The organism is Aeromicrobium sp. Leaf245 (assembly GCF_942548115.1).
GTDB lineage: Bacteria > Actinomycetota > Actinomycetes > Propionibacteriales > Nocardioidaceae > Aeromicrobium.
Map to the genome: position 1 here is coordinate 1587475 of NZ_OW824151.1, position 17410 is coordinate 1604884.

The 17410-nt window shown below is 70.9% G+C and carries 19 protein-coding genes; 14 read left to right on the top strand and 5 right to left on the bottom strand.

Features of this window, described 5'->3' with window-relative positions:
* Nucleotides 1-202 precede the first annotated feature (202 nt).
* The 5 genes from NBW76_RS07810 to NBW76_RS07830 all read left to right on the top strand — a co-directional run bounded on the left by NBW76_RS07810 (nucleotide 203) and on the right by NBW76_RS07830 (nucleotide 6402).
* The gene (locus tag NBW76_RS07810) at nucleotides 203-1552 is read left to right on the top strand and encodes a hypothetical protein (protein WP_056555324.1); all 1350 of its coding nucleotides are present in this window, start codon (nucleotides 203-205) and stop codon (nucleotides 1550-1552) included.
* Between the two features lie 82 nt (nucleotides 1553-1634).
* Nucleotides 1635-2300 (top strand): MOSC domain-containing protein, encoded by a 666-nt coding sequence (locus NBW76_RS07815; protein WP_056555327.1) that lies wholly within the window; start codon nucleotides 1635-1637, stop codon nucleotides 2298-2300.
* Between the two features lie 45 nt (nucleotides 2301-2345).
* Nucleotides 2346-4178 carry a long-chain fatty acid--CoA ligase gene (locus NBW76_RS07820; protein ID WP_055965272.1) on the top strand — a complete coding sequence of 611 codons (1833 nt, stop codon included), beginning with the start codon at nucleotides 2346-2348 and terminating at the stop codon, nucleotides 4176-4178.
* 3 nt (nucleotides 4179-4181) lie between these two features.
* A complete protein-coding gene (hemW, locus tag NBW76_RS07825) occupies nucleotides 4182-5372 on the top strand; it encodes a radical SAM family heme chaperone HemW (protein ID WP_056555330.1) in 1191 nt (396 codons plus the stop codon).
* A gap of 157 nt (nucleotides 5373-5529) precedes the next feature.
* Complete coding sequence (locus tag NBW76_RS07830) at nucleotides 5530-6402, top strand: CHAP domain-containing protein (protein ID WP_162239224.1); 873 nt, start codon at nucleotides 5530-5532, stop codon at nucleotides 6400-6402.
* A gap of 38 nt (nucleotides 6403-6440) precedes the next feature.
* Here the strand turns inward: NBW76_RS07830 and NBW76_RS07835 are convergent, their stop codons facing one another.
* On the bottom strand, nucleotides 6441-7289 hold the full coding sequence (locus NBW76_RS07835) for a DUF3097 domain-containing protein (protein WP_056555336.1): 849 nt from the start codon (nucleotides 7287-7289) through the stop codon (nucleotides 6441-6443).
* Nucleotides 7282-7713, bottom strand: coding sequence for a hypothetical protein (locus NBW76_RS07840; protein WP_056555338.1), 432 nt, complete (start codon nucleotides 7711-7713; stop codon nucleotides 7282-7284). The genes NBW76_RS07835 and NBW76_RS07840 overlap by 8 nt, the downstream gene beginning before the upstream one ends.
* A gap of 122 nt (nucleotides 7714-7835) precedes the next feature.
* On the opposite strand from NBW76_RS07840, the gene hrcA reads away from it, so the two are divergent.
* From hrcA to era, 8 genes are all read left to right on the top strand, one after another.
* Nucleotides 7836-8873, top strand: coding sequence for a heat-inducible transcriptional repressor HrcA (gene hrcA, locus NBW76_RS07845; RefSeq protein ID WP_055965289.1), 1038 nt, complete (start codon nucleotides 7836-7838; stop codon nucleotides 8871-8873).
* A 15-nt stretch (nucleotides 8874-8888) separates the two neighbouring features.
* Nucleotides 8889-10043: a molecular chaperone DnaJ gene (gene dnaJ / locus NBW76_RS07850; RefSeq protein WP_055965294.1), complete on the top strand. Its 1155-nt coding sequence runs from the start codon at nucleotides 8889-8891 to the stop codon at nucleotides 10041-10043.
* Nucleotides 10044-10062: 19 nt separating this feature from the next.
* A complete protein-coding gene (locus NBW76_RS07855) occupies nucleotides 10063-10404 on the top strand; it encodes a histidine triad nucleotide-binding protein (RefSeq protein WP_055965297.1) in 342 nt (113 codons plus the stop codon).
* Between the two features lie 101 nt (nucleotides 10405-10505).
* A complete protein-coding gene (locus NBW76_RS07860) occupies nucleotides 10506-11522 on the top strand; it encodes a PhoH family protein (RefSeq protein WP_055965301.1) in 1017 nt (338 codons plus the stop codon).
* The gene (ybeY, locus tag NBW76_RS07865) at nucleotides 11500-12033 is read left to right on the top strand and encodes an rRNA maturation RNase YbeY (RefSeq protein WP_055965304.1); all 534 of its coding nucleotides are present in this window, start codon (nucleotides 11500-11502) and stop codon (nucleotides 12031-12033) included. Before NBW76_RS07860 ends, ybeY begins: the two co-directional genes overlap by 23 nt.
* Nucleotides 12030-13325, top strand: a complete 1296-nt coding sequence (locus tag NBW76_RS07870) for a hemolysin family protein (RefSeq protein ID WP_055965307.1) — start codon at nucleotides 12030-12032, stop codon at nucleotides 13323-13325. Before ybeY ends, NBW76_RS07870 begins: the two co-directional genes overlap by 4 nt.
* Nucleotides 13318-13671 (top strand): cytidine deaminase, encoded by a 354-nt coding sequence (locus NBW76_RS07875; protein ID WP_056555341.1) that lies wholly within the window; start codon nucleotides 13318-13320, stop codon nucleotides 13669-13671. Before NBW76_RS07870 ends, NBW76_RS07875 begins: the two co-directional genes overlap by 8 nt.
* Nucleotides 13668-14582, top strand: coding sequence for a GTPase Era (gene era, locus NBW76_RS07880; RefSeq protein WP_056555345.1), 915 nt, complete (start codon nucleotides 13668-13670; stop codon nucleotides 14580-14582). The genes NBW76_RS07875 and era overlap by 4 nt, the downstream gene beginning before the upstream one ends.
* Nucleotides 14583-14594: 12 nt before the next feature.
* On the opposite strand, the gene NBW76_RS07885 is transcribed toward era, so the two are convergent.
* A complete protein-coding gene (locus tag NBW76_RS07885; RefSeq protein ID WP_055965315.1) occupies nucleotides 14595-14861 on the bottom strand; it encodes an acylphosphatase in 267 nt (88 codons plus the stop codon).
* 56 nt (nucleotides 14862-14917) lie between these two features.
* Between NBW76_RS07885 and NBW76_RS07890 the strand changes: the two genes are divergently transcribed.
* Nucleotides 14918-15931: a PHP domain-containing protein gene (locus NBW76_RS07890; RefSeq protein WP_055965318.1), complete on the top strand. Its 1014-nt coding sequence runs from the start codon at nucleotides 14918-14920 to the stop codon at nucleotides 15929-15931.
* Nucleotides 15932-15960: 29 nt separating this feature from the next.
* Here the strand turns inward: NBW76_RS07890 and NBW76_RS07895 are convergent, their stop codons facing one another.
* On the bottom strand, nucleotides 15961-16332 hold the full coding sequence (locus NBW76_RS07895; RefSeq protein WP_056555348.1) for a hypothetical protein: 372 nt from the start codon (nucleotides 16330-16332) through the stop codon (nucleotides 15961-15963).
* 19 nt (nucleotides 16333-16351) lie between these two features.
* A complete protein-coding gene (locus NBW76_RS07900) occupies nucleotides 16352-17086 on the bottom strand; it encodes a hypothetical protein (protein WP_056555351.1) in 735 nt (244 codons plus the stop codon).
* Nucleotides 17087-17410 lie beyond the last annotated feature (324 nt).

The window sequence follows — 17410 nt, forward strand, 5'->3', positions numbered from 1 at the left end:
TGCTCTGGTCCGGCAGGGTTCGTCGCCTGGCCCGGCCTGCTGCTGGCCTTGATTCATGGCAGCACACCTCGGGCGGTCCACGAGCCGGCCGGATCGATCGGGCAGTCCGTCGTGACCAACTTTGCACCGTGCTGCCCAGAGTGCCCAGAAAGAACCGGACATTGTTCTAGGGTGCTGTGCACGACGACGGCGGAGGATCACGGTGAGCGAAGAGTCCTGGCATGAGGCGCGCTTGATTCCGACATCGGGGATCAATGGAGCGCAAGAGCAGGAGCGGCGTGCGACGTCAGCACTACTTGCCGTTCTCAGCATCGTTCCTGACTACAGCCGATCGCTGTTGGGAAAGCTCGGGGCCCCGGCGGGAGGACTCACGTCCTTCATCGAAGTTCCTTTCGAGCTCGGCGGATCCCGGGTGTATCCGGACGGCTTGATCCGGATCAAGGGTCGCGCTGGACGGCAGTGGACCGCGCTCGTTGAAGTGAAGACGGGCAAGAACGTCCTGGAGACGACCCAGCTCGAGAACTACCTCGACGTTGCGCGTGCTGAGGGCTTCGATGCGCTCATCACCATCAGCAACGAGATTCCGCCGACGCCCGGGCAGCATCCGACTGCCGTGGACAAGAGGAAGCTTCGCAAGGTCGTGATGCACCACCTTCCGTGGTCTGTGGTCCTCTCCACCGCGATCATGCAGAAGGAGCACCGAGGCGTCTCGGATCCGGAGCAGGCCTGGATCCTTGGCGAGCTCATCCGATACCTCGAGCACGAACGCTCTGGAGCACTGGATCTCGATGACATGGGCTCCAACTGGGTGTCCGTCAGGGAGTCGGTCCTTGCCGGGACCCTGAAGGCGAACGACAAAGCGGCGCCCGAGGTGACCTCGCGCTTCGATGCCCTGCTGAGGTACGCCGGGCTTCGTCTGGGGCAGCAGCTCGGGACGGACGTCAACCAGGTACTGACGCGCGCAGAAATCGCAGATCCGTCGATCCGAACGACCGAACTGGTGAAGTCGCTTGCCTCCGAAGGAGTCATGGCCGGTGCCATCAGGATCCCGCACGTCGTCGGTGACATCGTGGTGACCGCTGATGTTCGAGCAGGGAAGCTCCAGTGCCACGTCGATGTCGACGCACCACGGGAGGGCCGGGCCCTCACTCGGGTCAATTGGTTGCTGCGGCAGCTCAAGCACGCTCCCGACGACACGCGGATCGAGGTGTTCGTCGCTCGATCTCGGGCGAGTACGGCTGCGGAGCTGCTGATCCACGCGCGTGAGAACCCCAAGATGCTCGTCCTGGATCCGCAGAAGGAGATCAAGTCCTTCCGAGTGGCCTGCTCCGCCAAAGCCGGCACGAAGCGAGGTCGAGGCCGGGGCGCATTCATCGACAGCGTCATCGATCTCGTGGACGACTTCTACGGAGAGGTGCTGCAGCACCTCAAGGCTTGGTCAGCGGCGCCACCGAAGTTGCGGCAGGTCGAGGAGCCTCCGGAGCTGCCGGCTTCGCTCTCGTCGACTGGTCTGTCGTCGCAGGATGGCCCGGAGCCACCCGATCCAGTGTGAGGTCGAGTGCGCTCGACACGATGAGGCCGCCTGACCGAGACGGTCCTCGAGCAGGCGAGGCGAGGATTCGTAGGATGCGCTCGTGAGTGCGCACGTCGTGTCCGTGAACGTCGGCAAGGTCGTCGACGTCCCGTGGGGGAAGCTCAGGCGGTCGGGGATCGACAAGCGTCCCGTCGCCGGGCCCGTCCAGGTCCACCGCCTCGGGCTCGAGGGTGACGAGATCGCCGACACCAAGCACCACGGCGGTCCGGACCAGGCGGTCTACGCCTACGCCGCCGAGGACCTCGAGCGCTGGTCCGAGCTGGCCGGTCGCACGTTCGTGGCCGGACAGTTCGGCGAGAACCTCACCACGCGCGGGCTCGACGTGCAGGACGCGCGGCTGGGGGAGCGGTGGGCGGTCGGCTCGACGCTCCTCGAGGTGTGCGACGTGCGCATCCCCTGTGCGGTCTTCCAGGGGTTCGTCGACGAGCCCCGTTGGGTGAGGCGCTTCGCCGAGCACGGGGTCGTCGGTGCGTACCTCAGGGTCGTGCAGGAGGGCGTCGTCCAGGCGGGCGACCCGGTGCGAGTCGTCGAACGTCGCGACCACGACCTCACCGTCGGGGCGGCCTTCCGTGCCCTCACGACGGATCGGGCGAGACTGCCGTCGTTCCAGGCCGAACCGAGGGTCTCGGCCAAGATCGCGCGGCAGATCGATGAGGTGCGCAACCACTCGTCCGGTGCCCCGAGAAGCGACCGACCAGTAGGTTAGGGTGAGCGGCACCACATTCCCCCGGAACGTCGTGTGAGGACATCCATGCCTGTGACCGCCACCCCCGAGCAGCTCAAGATCGTCGAGGACCGTGCGCCCAACGTGGCCCGCATGTTCTACGACCGTGTGGAGCAGACCCCGAACCGGGAGGCCTACCGCTACCCCGACGAGAACGAGGTCTGGCACTCGCTGACCTGGGCCCAGACCGGCGAGCAGGTGACGGCGCTCGCGGCCGGCCTGCTGGCACTCGGCATCGGCCCGGAGGAGCGCGTGGCCATCGCGTCCGGCACCCGTGTGGAGTGGATCTTCTCCGACCTCGCCGTGCTGGCTGCCGGTGCCGCCACCACCACCGTGTACCCGACCACGATGGCCAGCGACGTCGCCTACATCCTGGCCGACTCCGACAGCCGCATCGTCTTCGCCGAGGACGACGAGCAGGTCGCCAAGCTGCGCGAGAAGCACTCCGAGCTCCCCTCCGTCACGAAGGTCGTCGTCTACGACGGCACGCCCGACGGCGACTGGGTCATCGGCTTCGACGACCTCGAGCAGCTCGGCCGCGACCACCTCGCCGCCAACCCGGACGCCGTCAAGGACCGGGTCGCGGCCATCACGCCGCAGTCGCTCGCGACGCTCATCTACACGTCCGGCACGACCGGCCGTCCGAAGGGCGTGCGTCTCCTGCACGACGGCTGGACCTACGAGGGCGCGTGCATCGCCGCAGGCGGCTACCTGACCGCCGACGACCTGCAGTTCCTCTGGCTGCCGATGGCGCACTCCTTCGGCAAGGTGCTCCTCTCGACCCAGCTGCAGATCGGCTTCGCCACGGCCATCGACGGGCGCGTGCCGAAGATCGTCGACAACCTGGCGATCGTCAAGCCGACGTTCATGGGTGCGGCGCCCCGCATCTTCGAGAAGGCCTACGGCCGCATCGTCGGCATGACCGAGGCCGAGGGCGGCGCGAAGCTCAAGATCTTCAAGTGGGCCGAGAAGGTGGGCATCGAGCACTCGCGCGCGGTGCGCGCCGGCAAGCCGATCTCGCCGGTCCTCAAGGCCAAGCACGGTGTGGCCGACAAGCTCGTGTTCTCGAAGGTGCGCGACCGCTTCGGCGGCCGCGTGCGGTTCTTCATCTCCGGTGCCGCGGCGCTCTCGCCCGACATCGCCGAGTGGTTCCACGCCGCCGGCGTCCTCATCCTCGAGGGCTACGGGCTCACCGAGAACTCCGCCGGCGCCACGGTCAACCACCCGACCGACTTCAAGCTCGGCTCGGTCGGCATCCCGATGCCCGGCAGCGAGATCCGCATCGCCGAGGACGGCGAGGTCCTCGTCAAGGGCCCGCACGTCATGCAGGGCTACCACAACCTCGACTCCGAGAGCGCCTCGTCGCTCACCGAGGACGGGTGGCTGCACACCGGCGACGAGGGCCGTCTCGACGAGGACGGCTTCCTCTACATCACGGGCCGCAAGAAGGAGCTCTTCAAGACCTCCGGCGGCAAGTACGTGGCTCCGCCGCACATCGAGGGCATCTTCAAGGGCATCAGCTCGCTGACCAGCCAGATCGTGGTGCACGGCAACGAGCGCAACTTCTGCTCCGCGCTCATCACGCTCGATCCCGACGCGGTCGCCGAGTGGGCCACGGCGCACGGCATGGAGGGCAAGTCCTACTCCGAGGTCGTCTCCTCGCCGCAGATGCACGAGGTGATCTCCGGCCAGATCGACGAGCTCAACTCCAAGATCAACCGCTGGGAGACGATCAAGAAGTTCGCCATCCTGGACCACGACCTGTCGATCGAGTCCGGCGAGATCACGCCGAGCATGAAGGTCAAGCGCAACGTGGTGGAGTCGAACTACAAGCACATCCTGGACGGCTTCTACGCTTAGTCCATGACCTCGACCGAACGGCCCGCTCCCGACACCGGGGGCGGGCCGTTCGGCGTGCCCGCGACGGCAGCCGGATTCGGTGTGTACGTCCACGTCCCGTTCTGCTCGGTTCGCTGCGGCTACTGCGACTTCAACACCTACACCGCCGACGAGCTCGGCGAGGGTGCCACCCGCGCGACGTACGCCTCCTCGGCGCTGCAGGAGGTGCGGCGCATGGCCGAGGCCGTCGGGCCCCGGCCGGTCGAGACGGTCTTCTTCGGGGGAGGCACCCCCACCCAGCTCCCCGCCGACGACCTCGTCGGCGTGCTCCGGTCGATCGACGAGCACCTCGGGCTGCGCCCGGGTGCCGAGGTGACCACGGAGGCCAACCCAGACAGCGTCACGCCGGCGTCGCTGGCACGCCTGCGCGAGGGCGGCTTCACCCGCATCTCCTTCGGGGTGCAGTCCGCCGTGCCGCACGTGCTCGCCACGCTGGACCGGACGCACGACCCCGCCCGCGTCCCCGACGCGGTGCGCTGGGCCCGGGAGGCCGGGTTCGAGCAGGTGAGCCTCGACCTCATCTACGGCACCCCGGGTGAGTCGATGGACGACTGGCGGACCAGCCTGGACCAGGCGGTCTCCCTCGAGCCCGACCACGTCAGCGCCTACGCGCTCATCGTGGAGGACGGGACGGCCTTCGCGCGCAAGGTCCGGCGCGGCGAGGTGGTCATGCCCGACGACGACGAGACCGCCGACAAGTACCTGCTCGCCGACGCGACCCTCACCGCGGCGGGCCTGGGTTGGTACGAGCTGTCGAACTGGGCCCGCGACGAGGCCGCACAGTGCCGCCACAACCTGCTGTACTGGCACGGCGCCGAGTGGTGGGGCGTCGGTCCGGGCGCGCACTCCTACGTCGACCGACGGCGCTGGTGGAACGTCAAGCATCCTGCCGCCTACGCGCAGCGACTGGCTGCGGGCGACCCGGTCGAGGCCGACGGTGAGGACATCGACGCCCCCACGGCCGCTCTCGAGCGGATCATGCTGGAGATCCGGCTGAGGTCCGGTCTGCCCGTGGCGGCGCTCGACCCCTCGGTACGGGCGCAGGTGCCGGTGCTCGCCGCGCGCGGTCTGCTCGACGTCGTGGACGAGCGTCTCGTGCTCACCCTGGAGGGCCGCCTGCTCGCCGACGCCGTGGTCCGGGACCTCACGGACTAGGACGCCCGCCCCAGTCCAAGGGACTTTCGTCATTCGGATGGCGTGACCAAAGGCACGGTCCTACGGTGCTCCTGGGAGCAAGAAACGACTCGGGGGAGTTGGCGAGGGAGCAATGCGCATCGCGCATTGGCCAGCTCTGATCAGCATGCTGGTCGGCATGGCCATCATCAGTGTGCCGACGTCTGCGGACGCGGCGCCACGCACCGTGCTGTGCACGGGATACAAGCAGTGCGCCGCCAAGGGGTACACCCACGGCGGCTACGCGTCGGTCCGGTCGCGGTCGTACTGGAACATGACGCCCGGTCGCAGCTGCACGAACTACGTCGCGTACCGACTCACCAGGAACCGACTGGTCGCGCGACCGCCCGGCACCGACGCCGCCCTCACGTGGGGCGCGGCCGCTCGGGCCGCCGGACTGCGGGTGAGCGCTTCGGCACCACGCCGTGGCGACGTGGCCTGGTGGAAGGCCGACCGAGGACTGGCCGGCAAGAAGGGGCACGTCGCCGTCGTGGAGCGGGTCCGCGCGGACGGTTCCATCGTCGTCTCCGAGGACAACATGAACCGGACCTTCATGTGGCGCACCGTGCGACGAGGCTCGGGGTGGCCGTCCGGCTTCATCCGCTACCCCACGTCGGACGGGTCGCCGTCGGGCGTCCTGGAGTCGCTCGAGGCGACGGACGGCATGGTGGCGGTGCGCGGCGCGGCGAGCGAGCCCGACCGGTGGGGGCGTCCGGTCGCCTACACGGTCGCGCTGGGGGCGCCGCTGGACCGGGCGCCGGCGGAGACCTTCACGTTCTCCTCCGCCTACTTCCGGTTCTCGTGGCGACGCACCGTCCAGGTGCGCGGCGAGCTGCGCGCCTACCTGTACGCCCACAACGCCTCAGGCACCAGGGGCACGGACGTGCTGCTCGGCGTGGCCGACCTGGAGGTGCGGGACGACGGAACCACCCGGGGCGTCGCCGTGCCACGAGCGGACTGGCTCGACGACGTGGTCGCCCCGGTGCTCGGGCCGGTGGTCGGGCCGGGCTGACGGTCCTCGTCGGTGGGCCTCGCGAGACGCCGTGCCGCTCAGGGAGCGGTGACGAAGTCGATGAGCTCCTCGACCCGGCCCAGGAACTCCGGCTCCAGGTCGGTCCACGACCGGACGCGCGAGAGGATGTGCTGCCACGCGCGAGCGATGTCGGCCTGCTCGGCGTGCGGCCAGCCGAAGGCCGCGCAGATCCCACGCTTCCACTCGATGCTGCGCGGGACCACGGGCCAGGCGTCCACGCCGAGACGACCCGGCTTCACGGCCTGCCACACGTCGACGTAGGGGTGCCCGACGACGAGCACGTGGTCGCGGTCCGAGAGCCTCGCAGCGATGCGCGACTCCTTGGACCCCGGGACGAGGTGGTCGACGAGGATGCCGAGGCGACGGTCGGGACCGGGGTCGAAGTCGTCGACGACCCCGACGAGGTCGTCGACGCCGTGCAGCATCTCCACGGCCACGCCCTCCACCCGCAGGTCGTCGCCCCACACCTTCTCGACGAGCTCGGCGTCGTGCTTGCCCTCGACGAGGATCCGGCTGGGCAGGGCGACCCGTGCACGCTGTCCGGCGACCGCACGCGACCCGGACGCGGTGCGGGCCGCGGCCTTCGGTGCCGCCGCGACCGGAGCGACGAGCACGACCGGCCGGCCCTCCAGGAGGAAGCCCGGTCCGAGCGGGAACGACTTGCGACGCAGGTGGCGGTCCTCCAGCATCACCATGCCGAGGTCGCGCTCCACGCGGACGACCTCGCCGACCCACCCCGAGGTGACCTCCTCGACCACGATGCCGAGGTCGGCAGGGGCCTCGGTGGAGCGACCGCGCGGGGGAGCCTTCCAGTCGCCGGCCAGCACGTCCTGGCCGTAGCGCCCCGGGTGCCTGGCCTCAGCCATGCAGCACCCCGAGCAGCGTCTGGTGGAAGTCCTCCAGGTCCTCGCGGGCGATGGGTCCGCTGCTGGTGAGGATGCGGGTCGACGGGCGGGTGAGCCCGACGGCGAGGTCCACGGCGGCCGGCCAGCTGGGCGTGACGGTCGACGGGACCGTGTCGAGCGGGGGGACGAGGTCGCCGAGCGCGACCACGTCGCCGTCGGGGACGACCAGCACCAGCTCGCCGCCCAGGGGGCCGTGGCCCAGGTGCACCACCTCGACGAACAGGTCGCCGAGGTCGGCGGCCCAGACCGAGCTGAGGGTGCCGCCGCGCGACTCGTGCATGAGGAAGGTGCCGTCGGAGAGGGTGACCCGACGAGGTCGGTAGGTGAGGGTACGCGTGGTGCCCGTGACCGAGACGACCTCTCCCTCGCTCCCGATTGCTCCCACCTCGTTAGACTGGCACTTGCCCTGGGTGAGTGCCAAAGCGCCACGCCGCGTCGTCGTGCCCCGTCTGCGCGCCCCGGGGCCGTCACGACCCAGCAGGCCCGATCAGCAGAGAGGAGACCGCCGTGCCGGAGGACCGAAGACTCGCCTCTGACGACCGTCGCCTCGAGGTGCTGCGCGCCATCGTCGAGGACTACGTCGAGACCCAGGAGCCCGTGGGCTCCCGGGCGCTCGTGGAGCGGCACCAGCTCGGTGTCTCGCCGGCGACCATCCGCAACGACATGGCGGCCCTGGAGGACGAGGGCTACATCGCGCAGCCGCACACGAGCGCGGGCCGGGTGCCCACCGACAAGGGCTACCGGCTGTTCGTCGACCGGCTGTCCCAGGTGAAGGCGCTCTCGACGCCCGAGCGACGCGCCATCGAGACCTTCCTCGGGGGAGCGGTCGACGTCGACGACGTCGTGCAGCGCAGCGTCAAGGTGCTGGCCCAGCTGACCAACCAGGTCGCGATCGTGCAGTACCCGTCGCTGACCCGCTCCACCGTGCGCCACGTCGAGGTCGTCGCGCTCGAGCACGCACGCGTGCTGCTCGTGGTGATCACCAGCAGCGGCCGGGTGGAGCAGCGCGTCGTCGAGCTCGAGTCCACGCCGGGCGACGTGCTGCTGTCCGACGTGCGCTCACGCATCATGACCGCCACCATCGGGCAGCGGCTGCCCGAGGCGTCGCTGCGCCTGGCCGAGGTGATCGGCACGTTCGCCGAGACCGACCGGCCTCTCGTCACGTCGGTGGTCACCACGCTCACGCACGTGTTCTCCGACGAGCGGTCCGACGAGCGCATCGCCGTCGGCGGCACCGCCAACCTGGCGCGCTTCGGCCGCGACTTCGACTCCTCGATCCGCCCCGTCCTCGAGGCGCTCGAGGAGCAGGTCGTGCTCCTGAAGCTCCTCGGCGAGGCGACCACCGACCCCACCGTGCGCATCGGCCTCGAGACCGGTAGTGAGGGACTGGCGGGCACCGCCGTCGTCTCCTCGGCGTACGGCACCCCCGAGCAGGCGCTCGCCACGTTGGGCACGCTCGGACCCACCCGCATGGACTATCCAGGAACCATGGCCGCCGTCGGCGCGGTCGCCCGCTACGTCGGGCGACAGCTGGCGGACGGCTGAACAGGACGAGGACCAATGGCACAGGACTACTACGAGCTGCTGGGCGTGTCCCGGTCGGCGACGCCCGAGGAGCTCAAGAAGGCGTACCGCCGGCTCGCGCGCCAGCTGCACCCCGACGTGAACGACGCACCCGACGCGGCCGACCGCTTCAAGGAGGTCACCACCGCCTACGAGGTGCTCTCCGACCCGCAGAAGAAGTCGGTCTACGACCGCGGCGGCAACCCGCTCGGCGGCGGGGGCGGCGCGGGCGGCTTCGCCGGCGGCGGCTTCAGCTTCGACGACATCATGGACGCGTTCTTCGGCGGCGGGGGCAACACCCGCGGGCCGCGATCGCGCGTCCAGCGCGGGCAGGACGCCCTGCTGCGCCTGCAGGTCGACCTCGCGGAGGCCGCGTTCGGCGTCACCCACGACATCAAGGTCGACACGGCGGTCGTGTGCACGCGCTGCGACGGCAGCGGGGCCGAGGATGACTCCGAGGCCGTCACCTGCGGCACGTGCCACGGGCACGGCGAGGTGCAGCACGTGCAGCGCACGCCGCTGGGCAGCGTCCGGACCGCCCGCCCGTGCCCGACCTGCCACGGCTTCGGCTCGGTCATCCCCGACCCGTGCCACGAGTGCAACGGCGACGGCCGGGTCAGGTCGCGTCGCTCGCTGACCGTCTCGATCCCTGCCGGCGTCGACCAGGGCACCCGCATCCAGCTGGCCGGCGAGGGCGAGGTCGGCCCCGGCGGAGGACCCCCCGGCGACCTCTACATCGAGGTCGAGGTGGCCCGTCACCCCGTCTTCACCCGCAAGGGCGACCAGCTGCGCTGCCAGGTCACCCTGCCGATGACCGCTGCGGCCCTCGGCACGCACGTCGACCTGCCGACGCTCGAGGCCGACCTGGCCGACCAGGACGGGCCCGACACCGTGGGCCTGGAGGTGCCGGCCGGAACGCAGTCCGGCGAGACCCTGACGCTGCGTGGCCAGGGCGTGCCGCGGCTGCGCGGCCCCGGTCGCGGCGACCTCGTGGTCGAGATGGTCGTCGAGACCCCGGACCGGCTCGACGACGAGCAGCGCGAGCTGCTCAAGCAGCTGGCCGAGCTGCGCGGCGAGGACCGTCCCGAGGCACAGATGGGCTCGACGCACCGGCACGGCATGTTCGGGCGCATCAAGGACGCCTTCCGCTGAGGTGCGGTAGGAAGGGACCATGAGCCAAGACGACTGCCTGTTCTGCGCGATCGTCGCCGGTCGGGTTCCCGCCGACGTGGTGGCCGAGGACGAGCACGCGCTCGCGTTCCGCGACATCAGCCCGCAGGCGCCCACCCACGTGCTGGTGATCCCGCGGGTCCACCAGCCCGACGTCGGCAGCCTCGCCGAGGCCGAGCCGGAGGCGGCGGTCGGGCTGCTGCGGCTCGCGCGTCGCGTGGCGCAGGAGGCGGGCGGCTCCTACCGACTCGTGTTCAACACCGGCGCCGACGCCCACCAGACCGTCTTCCACTGCCACGGTCACGTCCTCGCCGGGCGTGCGCTGGGCTGGCCCCCGGGCTGACGTCCCCGGGTTCGGGGTCCTCGTCGGCCACGGGACGAGCCCGCGACGCCGGTCGTGGGTTGCGCGCGTGTCGCCTGCCCCCCGTACGATGGTGGGCAGACATGACTTCTGACTTGCCCGGGGACCAGCGACCCCACACCTTCACCGTCCCGACCAGCATCGACACCGTCGCCCTCTACGGTCCGGCCGACGCGTTCCTGCGCATCGTCGAGGACGCCTTCGACGCCACCGTGCACGCGCGCGGCAACGTCGTGACCGTCACCGGCGAGCCCGGCGAGGTGGCCCTCGTGGAGCGGCTGCTCGACGAGCTCGTCGCCATCGTGCGCACCGGCCAGGGCCTCACGGCCGAGACGGTCGAGCGCAGCATCTCGATGCTGCGCACCGAGACGCAGGAGCGCCCGGCCGAGGTGCTCAGCCTGAACATCCTGAGCAACCGTGGCCGCACCATCCGGCCCAAGACGCTCAACCAGAAGAAGTACGTCGACGCGATCGACAAGCACACGATCGTCTTCGGCATCGGCCCGGCCGGCACCGGCAAGACCTACCTCGCCATGGCCAAGGCCGTGCAGGCGCTGCAGGCCAAGGAGATCACCCGCATCATCCTCACGCGGCCCGCGGTCGAGGCGGGGGAGCGGCTGGGATACCTGCCCGGCACGCTCAGCGAGAAGATCGATCCGTACCTGCGTCCGCTCTACGACGCGCTGCACGACATGCTCGATCCCGAGACGATCCCCAAGCTGCTCACCAGCGGGACCATCGAGATCGCGCCGCTGGCGTACATGCGCGGCCGCACCCTGCAGGACGCGTTCATCATCCTCGACGAGGCGCAGAACACCACCCCCGAGCAGATGAAGATGTTCCTCACCCGGCTCGGCTTCGGCTCCCAGATCGTCGTCACCGGCGACGTCAGCCAGGTCGACCTGCCCTCGGGCCAGAAGAGCGGTCTGCGCGTCGTGCGCGACATCCTCGCCGACGTCAAGGACATCCACTTCTCCACGCTCACGTCGCAGGACGTCGTCCGCCACAAGCTGGTCGGTCGCATCGTCGCCGCCTACGACGCCTTCGAGTCGGCGTCGGGCCCGGGGCAGGTGGACCATGAACGTCGACGTCCTCGATGAGTCGGGGCAGGGCGTCGACGTCGTCGCCCTCACCCGGCTCTGCCGGTTCGTCATGCGCCGCATGCGGCTGCACCCGGCCACCGAGCTGACCGTCCGCCTGGTCGACACCGACACCATCGCCGTGCTCAACGAGCAGTGGATGGGCAAGAAGGGCCCCACCGACGTGCTCTCCTTCCCCATGGACGAGCTCTCGCCGGGCCGGCAGGACCGCGAGCCCGAGGAGGAGCCCGAGGGCTACCTCGGCGACATCGCGCTCTGTCCCCAGGTGGCGGCGCAGCAGGCCCCGGCGGCCGGGCACGATCCGTCCGACGAGATCGAGCTGCTCACCGTGCACGGCATCCTCCACCTGCTGGGCTACGACCACGCCACCGCCGAGGAGCACGCCGAGATGTTCGGCATCCAGGGACGTCTGCTCCTGGAGTGGCAGCGAGCGGCTGCCGGCACGGACGTCGAGGAGGGCTCCCTGGCCACCGGGTCCGGAGCCGTCGAGCCGAAGGACACGCCCCGATGACCGTGGCGATCGTCGCGTCGATCGTCCTGGCGATCCTCGCCGGTCTGTTCGCGAGCATCGACGCCGCTCTGTCCTCGTTCTCGCGCGCACGCGCGGCCGAGCTCGGCGACGAGGGTCGCGGTGGTGCGGCGGCGCTCAGCCGCATCCTCGAGGACCCCGCCCCGGCCCTGAACGCCGTGCTGCTGCTGCGGGTCGTGTGCGAGACGGCGGCCATCGTCCTGGTCGCCCTCGTGGTCGACGACTACGTCGACGGACTGTGGTGGCAGATCGGCGTGGCCGTGGCGATCATGGTCGTCGTCTCCTACGTCCTCATCGGCGTCGGGCCCCGCACTCTCGGGCGTCAGCACAGCGAGTCGGTCGCGCTCGCGTCCGCCGGGCCCGTGCGCCTCATCACGGCCCTCCTGGGGCCGGTTCCGCGCCTGCTGATCGTCGTCGGCAACGCCCTGACGCCCGGACGTGGCTTCCGCGAGGGCCCGTTCGCCTCGGAGGTCGAGGTCCGCGAGCTGGTCGACCTGGCGGCGGCCAGCAGCGTCATCGAGTCCGACGAGTCCAAGATGATCCAGTCGGTCTTCGAGCTGGGAGACACGATCGTGCGCGAGGTGATGGTGCCGCGCCCCGACCTCGTGTTCATCGAGCACTCCAAGACGCTGCGCCAGGCCATGTCCCTCAGCCTGCGCAGCGGGTACTCGAGGGTGCCCGTGATCGGCGAGAACCTCGACGACGTCCTGGGGATGGCCTACCTGAAGGACGTCACCAAGCGCGTCTTCGACAACCACGTGGCCGAGTCCACCGAGAAGGTCGACTCGATCATGCGACCGTGCCTGTTCGTCCCCGACACCAAGCCGGCCGACGACCTCCTGAAGGAGATGCAGGCGCAGCGCACCCACGTCGCGATCGTCGTCGACGAGTTCGGCGGCACGTCGGGCATGGTCACCATCGAGGACATCCTCGAGGAGATCGTCGGCGAGATCACCGACGAGTACGACACCGAGCCCGACGAGCTCGAGGCGTTGTCGGACGGGTCCTACCGGGTGAGCGCACGCTACGACGTCGACGACCTGGGCGAGCTGTTCGACATCGACCTCGACGACGAGGACGTCGACTCGGTCGGCGGCCTGGTCGCCAAGCACCTCGGCAAGGTGCCGATCCCCGGCAGCACGGTCGAGATCGATGGTCTGAAGCTCGTGGCCGAGGCACCCAGCGGACGCCGCAACCGCATCGGACGCGTGCACGTGTCGCGCCTGGAGCCCGAGCCCGTGTCCGAGCCGAGCAACGGAGGATCCCGTGACTGACCGACCCGACAGCGACCCGGTGACCCTCGCCCCGGAGGACGCCAAGCTGGTGACCCTCGCACGAGCCACGCGAGCACGCACGCAGGCTCCCGCGGGGGCCGCCGTGCGCGACCTCGACGGGCGCACCTACGCGGCCGCCCAGGTCGACCTCCCGTCGGTCCGGGTCGGGGCGCTCGAGCTGGCCGTGGCCATGGCGGTGTCGTCGGGCGCGCGCGGCCTCGAGGCCGCCCTGGTGGTCGCCGACGACCTGCCCGACGTCGCGCCCGTGCGCGACCTCGCCGGCGACGGGGTGCCGGTGCTCCTGGCCGACCCGGCCGGTCGGGTCGTCGACAGGACGACCACATGAGCTTCCGGTCCGGCTTCGCCTGCTTCGTCGGTCGCCCCAACGCCGGCAAGTCCACGCTCACGAACGCGCTGGTGGGTGAGAAGGTCGCCATCACGTCGTCCAAGCCGCAGACCACGCGGCACGCCATCCGTGGGCTCGTGCACCGCCCCGACGCCCAGCTCGTGCTGGTCGACACGCCCGGTCTGCACCGTCCGCGGAACACGCTGGGACAACGCCTCAACGACATCGTCCGCACCACCTGGGCCGAGGTCGACACGATCGCGATGTGCTTCCCCGCCGACCAGAAGATCGGCCCCGGGGACCGCTTCCTCGTCGCCGAGCTGGCCAGGATCCGGCGGGCGCCCGTGCTGGCCGTGGTCACCAAGACCGACCTGGTGGCACCCGAGCGGGTCGGGGAGCAGCTGATGGCGGTGCAGGAGGCCGGTCGTGCCGCTGGTCTGGAGTGGCGCGAGATCGTGCCCGTCTCGGCCGTCAACGGCGACCAGGTCGGCCTGTTGTCGGACCTGCTGGTGGCGACGCTGCCCGAGGGCCCGGCCCTGTACCCCGAGGGTCAGCTCACCGACGAGCCCGAGACGACGCTGGTCGCCGAGATCGTCCGCGAGGCCGCCCTGGAGGGTGTGCACGACGAGCTGCCGCACTCCATCGCCGTCGTGGTCGACGAGATGACCCCGCGCGAGGACCGTCCGGCCGACCGTCCGTTGCTCGACGTGCGGGTCAACGTGTACGTCGAGCGCGACAGCCAGAAGGGCATCGTGATCGGTCGCAAGGGTGCGCGGCTCAAGGAGATCGGCACGACCTCCCGCGGCCAGATCGAGCGCCTCCTCGGCACGCCGGTGCACCTCGACCTGCACGTGAAGGTGGCCAAGGACTGGCAGCGCGACCCCAAGCAGCTGCGCAAGCTCGGCTTCTGAGCCGGGTCGGGGTCAGACGGTCCTGAAGCCCGACTCGCCCTGCGGGACCTCGTCGGTGACGACCACCTCGGTCACCGACGCGCGCGGAGGCCCGCCACGGCACCAGGCGACCATCCGGTCGACGGCGGCCGGCTCACCCTCGAAGGCCGCCTCGACCGTGCCGTCGGGTCGGTTGGTGACCCAGCCGGCCAGGCCGAGGCGGCCCGCCTCCTGCTCGCACGAGGCGCGGAAGAAGACCCCCTGCACCCGACCGTGGACGACGACGCGACGGCGGACCATGGGAGGACCGTACCCGTGCACTGGCGGCGCCTCGGCGACCGCGACACGATGGCGTCATGGACCCCGTGTCGGCGCTCGACGAGATCGGCTTCTGGCTGGAGCGTTCCCGTGGGTCGACCTACCGGGTCGAGGCCTTCCGCAGGGCCGCCCGCACGCTCGCCTCGCGTGACGACGTCGAGCAGCTGGCCTCCGCGGGTCGGTTGCGGACGGTCGACGGCATCGGTGAGCGGACGGCCGGTGTCGTCGTCGAGGCGCTGCAGGGGAGGGTGCCCGCCTACCTCGTCGAGCTGCGGGAGCAGGGGGAGGGTCCGCTCGTCCCGGGCGGCGAGCAGGTGCGGGCGATGTTGCGTGGCGACCTGCACGCCCACACGGACTGGTCCGACGGCGGTTCACCGCTCGAGCTGATGGCTCGAACCGCGGCTCGGCTCGGGCACGAGTACCTCGCGATCACCGACCACTCGCCACGCCTGACGATCGCGAACGGGCTGACGGCCGACCGGCTCGAGGCGCAGCTGGAGCTCCTCGCCGAGGTGGACGCCGAGGTCGACGGCGTCAGGGTCCTCTCGGGCATCGAGGTCGACATCCTCAAGGACGGGTCGCTGGACCAGGACGACGTCCTGCTCGACCGGCTCGACGTCGTGGTGGCCAGCGTGCACTCGGACCTCCGGGCCGACAGCATCGCGATGACCCGGCGCATGCTCGGCGCGGTGCGGCACCCGGCCACGGACGTGCTCGGCCACTGCACCGGCCGGCTCGTGGAGGGCTCGCGGGGGAAGCGGCCGCAGAGCAGGTTCGACGCGAAGAGGGTCTTCGCAGCGTGCGCCGAGCACGGCGTGGCCGTCGAGATCAACGCCCGTCCCGAACGGGCGGACCCACCGGACGACCTGGTGGCCCTGGCGCTCGACGCGGGCTGCCTGTTCAGCATCGACTCCGACGCGCACGCCCCTGGTCAGCTCGACTTCCTGGACCACGGGTGCGCCCGCGCCGCCGCTCTGGGCGTGCCCACCGATCGCATCGTCAACACGTGGCCGGTCGACGACCTGCTCGCCTGGACGTCGCGCCGCGCCTGAACCCACCGCAGCCCGAGGGGCGAGCGGCACTAGGTCGCGGGGGAGCCCGCGGCCTCGCACACGTCGGCCGTGGCCGCCAGCGTCCTCAGGTAGTCGGCGTGCACGTCGGCGGCCTCGGTGCCGGTCGGGGTCGTCGCCACTGCGGCAGCCGCACGGGCCAGCGGTCGGAGCTCGGCGGCGTCGGACGTCGACAGGGTGTCGGCCTCCGCCGTGAGGGCGTCGGCGAACGTGCGCATCGCTGCGACGTCGTCCCGTGCGACGTCGCGGTCCACGTGCTCCTCGACGAGGTCGCACCCCGCTGCGAGGGGGTCGGCGCCACCGGCCGCATCCCTGTCAGCGCCCGCCGAGCACCCTGCCAGCAGCACCACGACCGCGAGGGTGGCCCACGCCCTGGACGTCATCGTCGTCGTGAGACAGGGCTCACAGGTGGGCGGCGAGGGTGCGGGCGTCGCGTGGCGAGACGGGGTCGGGGACGCGGCCGGTGACCTCGTCGTAGACGTCGATCAGCTCGCCGAGGTCGCGGACCATGCGACGAGCACGGGCATGGCCGTCGGCGCAGTCGGCGCGGCACTCGCCGGCAGCCACGCGGTGCGCGACGGCGAGCGTCGCGAGGGACCACGCCTCGGGTGCGGTCAGGTCGGGGGCCGCGGCGAACGCCATGATCCGCGATGCGTTGCGGTGGTGGTCGGCGTGGTCCTCGTCGAGGTCGCCCTCGCGGCTCGGGGTCGTCCGCGCGACCTCCCAGGCCGCGGCCACCTGCTCGACGTCCGTGCTGTCGTGGAGGTCGCCGTCGTGGGCGTCGAGCAGCGCGAGCGTGCGGTCCGCGTAGCCCTGGGCGCCGGCCCGTGCCGTGGGATCGACGAGACGCAGAACCTGGCGGGCCTGGGCCAGCCGCAGGAGGGTCCGCAGCTCAACCGAGTCCTCGCTCGTGCCGAAGAGGCGTCCGACGAGCGGGACCAGGCGGTGGCGGTCGGCGTCGCTGGAGAGGTCGTTCGCGACCCTCGCCTCGTGCGCGAGCAGCGGGTGGGTGCACTCCGGGCGGTCGCTCCACGGCTCGCCGGCCAGCACGGAGACGTACTCCATGACGCACGCCTCGCCGGCCTCGGCTTCGTGGGCGCCGGCCGTGAGCGTGGGCAGACCGGTGGGGAGCGTCATGCCTCCATGATCCCAGGAGAGGCAAGGGTCGGCGCGTCGTCCTTCTGCTGCGCTGCTCCGGCTGGTTCTCGACCTGCGGCTGCGTCGCTTCGGCTCGGTCTCGACCTGCTGCTGCGTCGCTCCGGGTAGGTCGTGCCTTGCGGCTGCGTCGCTGTGGTTCGTCGTCCACCTGCGCTCCGACAGGGCCTCGACCGGCGGCGTGGTCCGGGCTCGGGTTGGGTTCTCGGAGCGCGGCTCGGGGGGACGCAAGGTTCTGCGTTCGTGCGTGAGGGGTCTACGGATGCTGCGTTCGTGTTCGGATCCCGTCACCAACGCAGCATCGTT

What these genes read in the sequence shown, in the direction of transcription:
- era (WP_056555345.1), top strand. Translation starts at nt 13,668, where the DNA reads ATGAGCTTCCGGTCCGGCTTCGCCTGCTTCGTCGGTCGCCCCAACGCC.
- NBW76_RS07900 (WP_056555351.1), bottom strand. Translation starts at nt 17,086, where the DNA reads ATGACGCTCCCCACCGGTCTGCCCACGCTCACGGCCGGCGCCCACGAA.
- NBW76_RS07835 (WP_056555336.1), bottom strand. Translation starts at nt 7,289, where the DNA reads ATGGCTGAGGCCAGGCACCCGGGGCGCTACGGCCAGGACGTGCTGGCC.
- NBW76_RS07830 (WP_162239224.1), top strand. Translation starts at nt 5,530, where the DNA reads ATGGCCATCATCAGTGTGCCGACGTCTGCGGACGCGGCGCCACGCACC.
- dnaJ (WP_055965294.1), top strand. Translation starts at nt 8,889, where the DNA reads ATGGCACAGGACTACTACGAGCTGCTGGGCGTGTCCCGGTCGGCGACG.
- NBW76_RS07820 (WP_055965272.1), top strand. Translation starts at nt 2,346, where the DNA reads ATGCCTGTGACCGCCACCCCCGAGCAGCTCAAGATCGTCGAGGACCGT.
- NBW76_RS07870 (WP_055965307.1), top strand. Translation starts at nt 12,030, where the DNA reads ATGACCGTGGCGATCGTCGCGTCGATCGTCCTGGCGATCCTCGCCGGT.
- NBW76_RS07890 (WP_055965318.1), top strand. Translation starts at nt 14,918, where the DNA reads ATGGACCCCGTGTCGGCGCTCGACGAGATCGGCTTCTGGCTGGAGCGT.
- hemW (WP_056555330.1), top strand. Translation starts at nt 4,182, where the DNA reads ATGACCTCGACCGAACGGCCCGCTCCCGACACCGGGGGCGGGCCGTTC.
- NBW76_RS07885 (WP_055965315.1), bottom strand. Translation starts at nt 14,861, where the DNA reads ATGGTCCGCCGTCGCGTCGTCGTCCACGGTCGGGTGCAGGGGGTCTTC.
- NBW76_RS07855 (WP_055965297.1), top strand. Translation starts at nt 10,063, where the DNA reads ATGAGCCAAGACGACTGCCTGTTCTGCGCGATCGTCGCCGGTCGGGTT.
- ybeY (WP_055965304.1), top strand. Translation starts at nt 11,500, where the DNA reads ATGAACGTCGACGTCCTCGATGAGTCGGGGCAGGGCGTCGACGTCGTC.
- NBW76_RS07895 (WP_056555348.1), bottom strand. Translation starts at nt 16,332, where the DNA reads ATGACGTCCAGGGCGTGGGCCACCCTCGCGGTCGTGGTGCTGCTGGCA.
- NBW76_RS07860 (WP_055965301.1), top strand. Translation starts at nt 10,506, where the DNA reads ATGACTTCTGACTTGCCCGGGGACCAGCGACCCCACACCTTCACCGTC.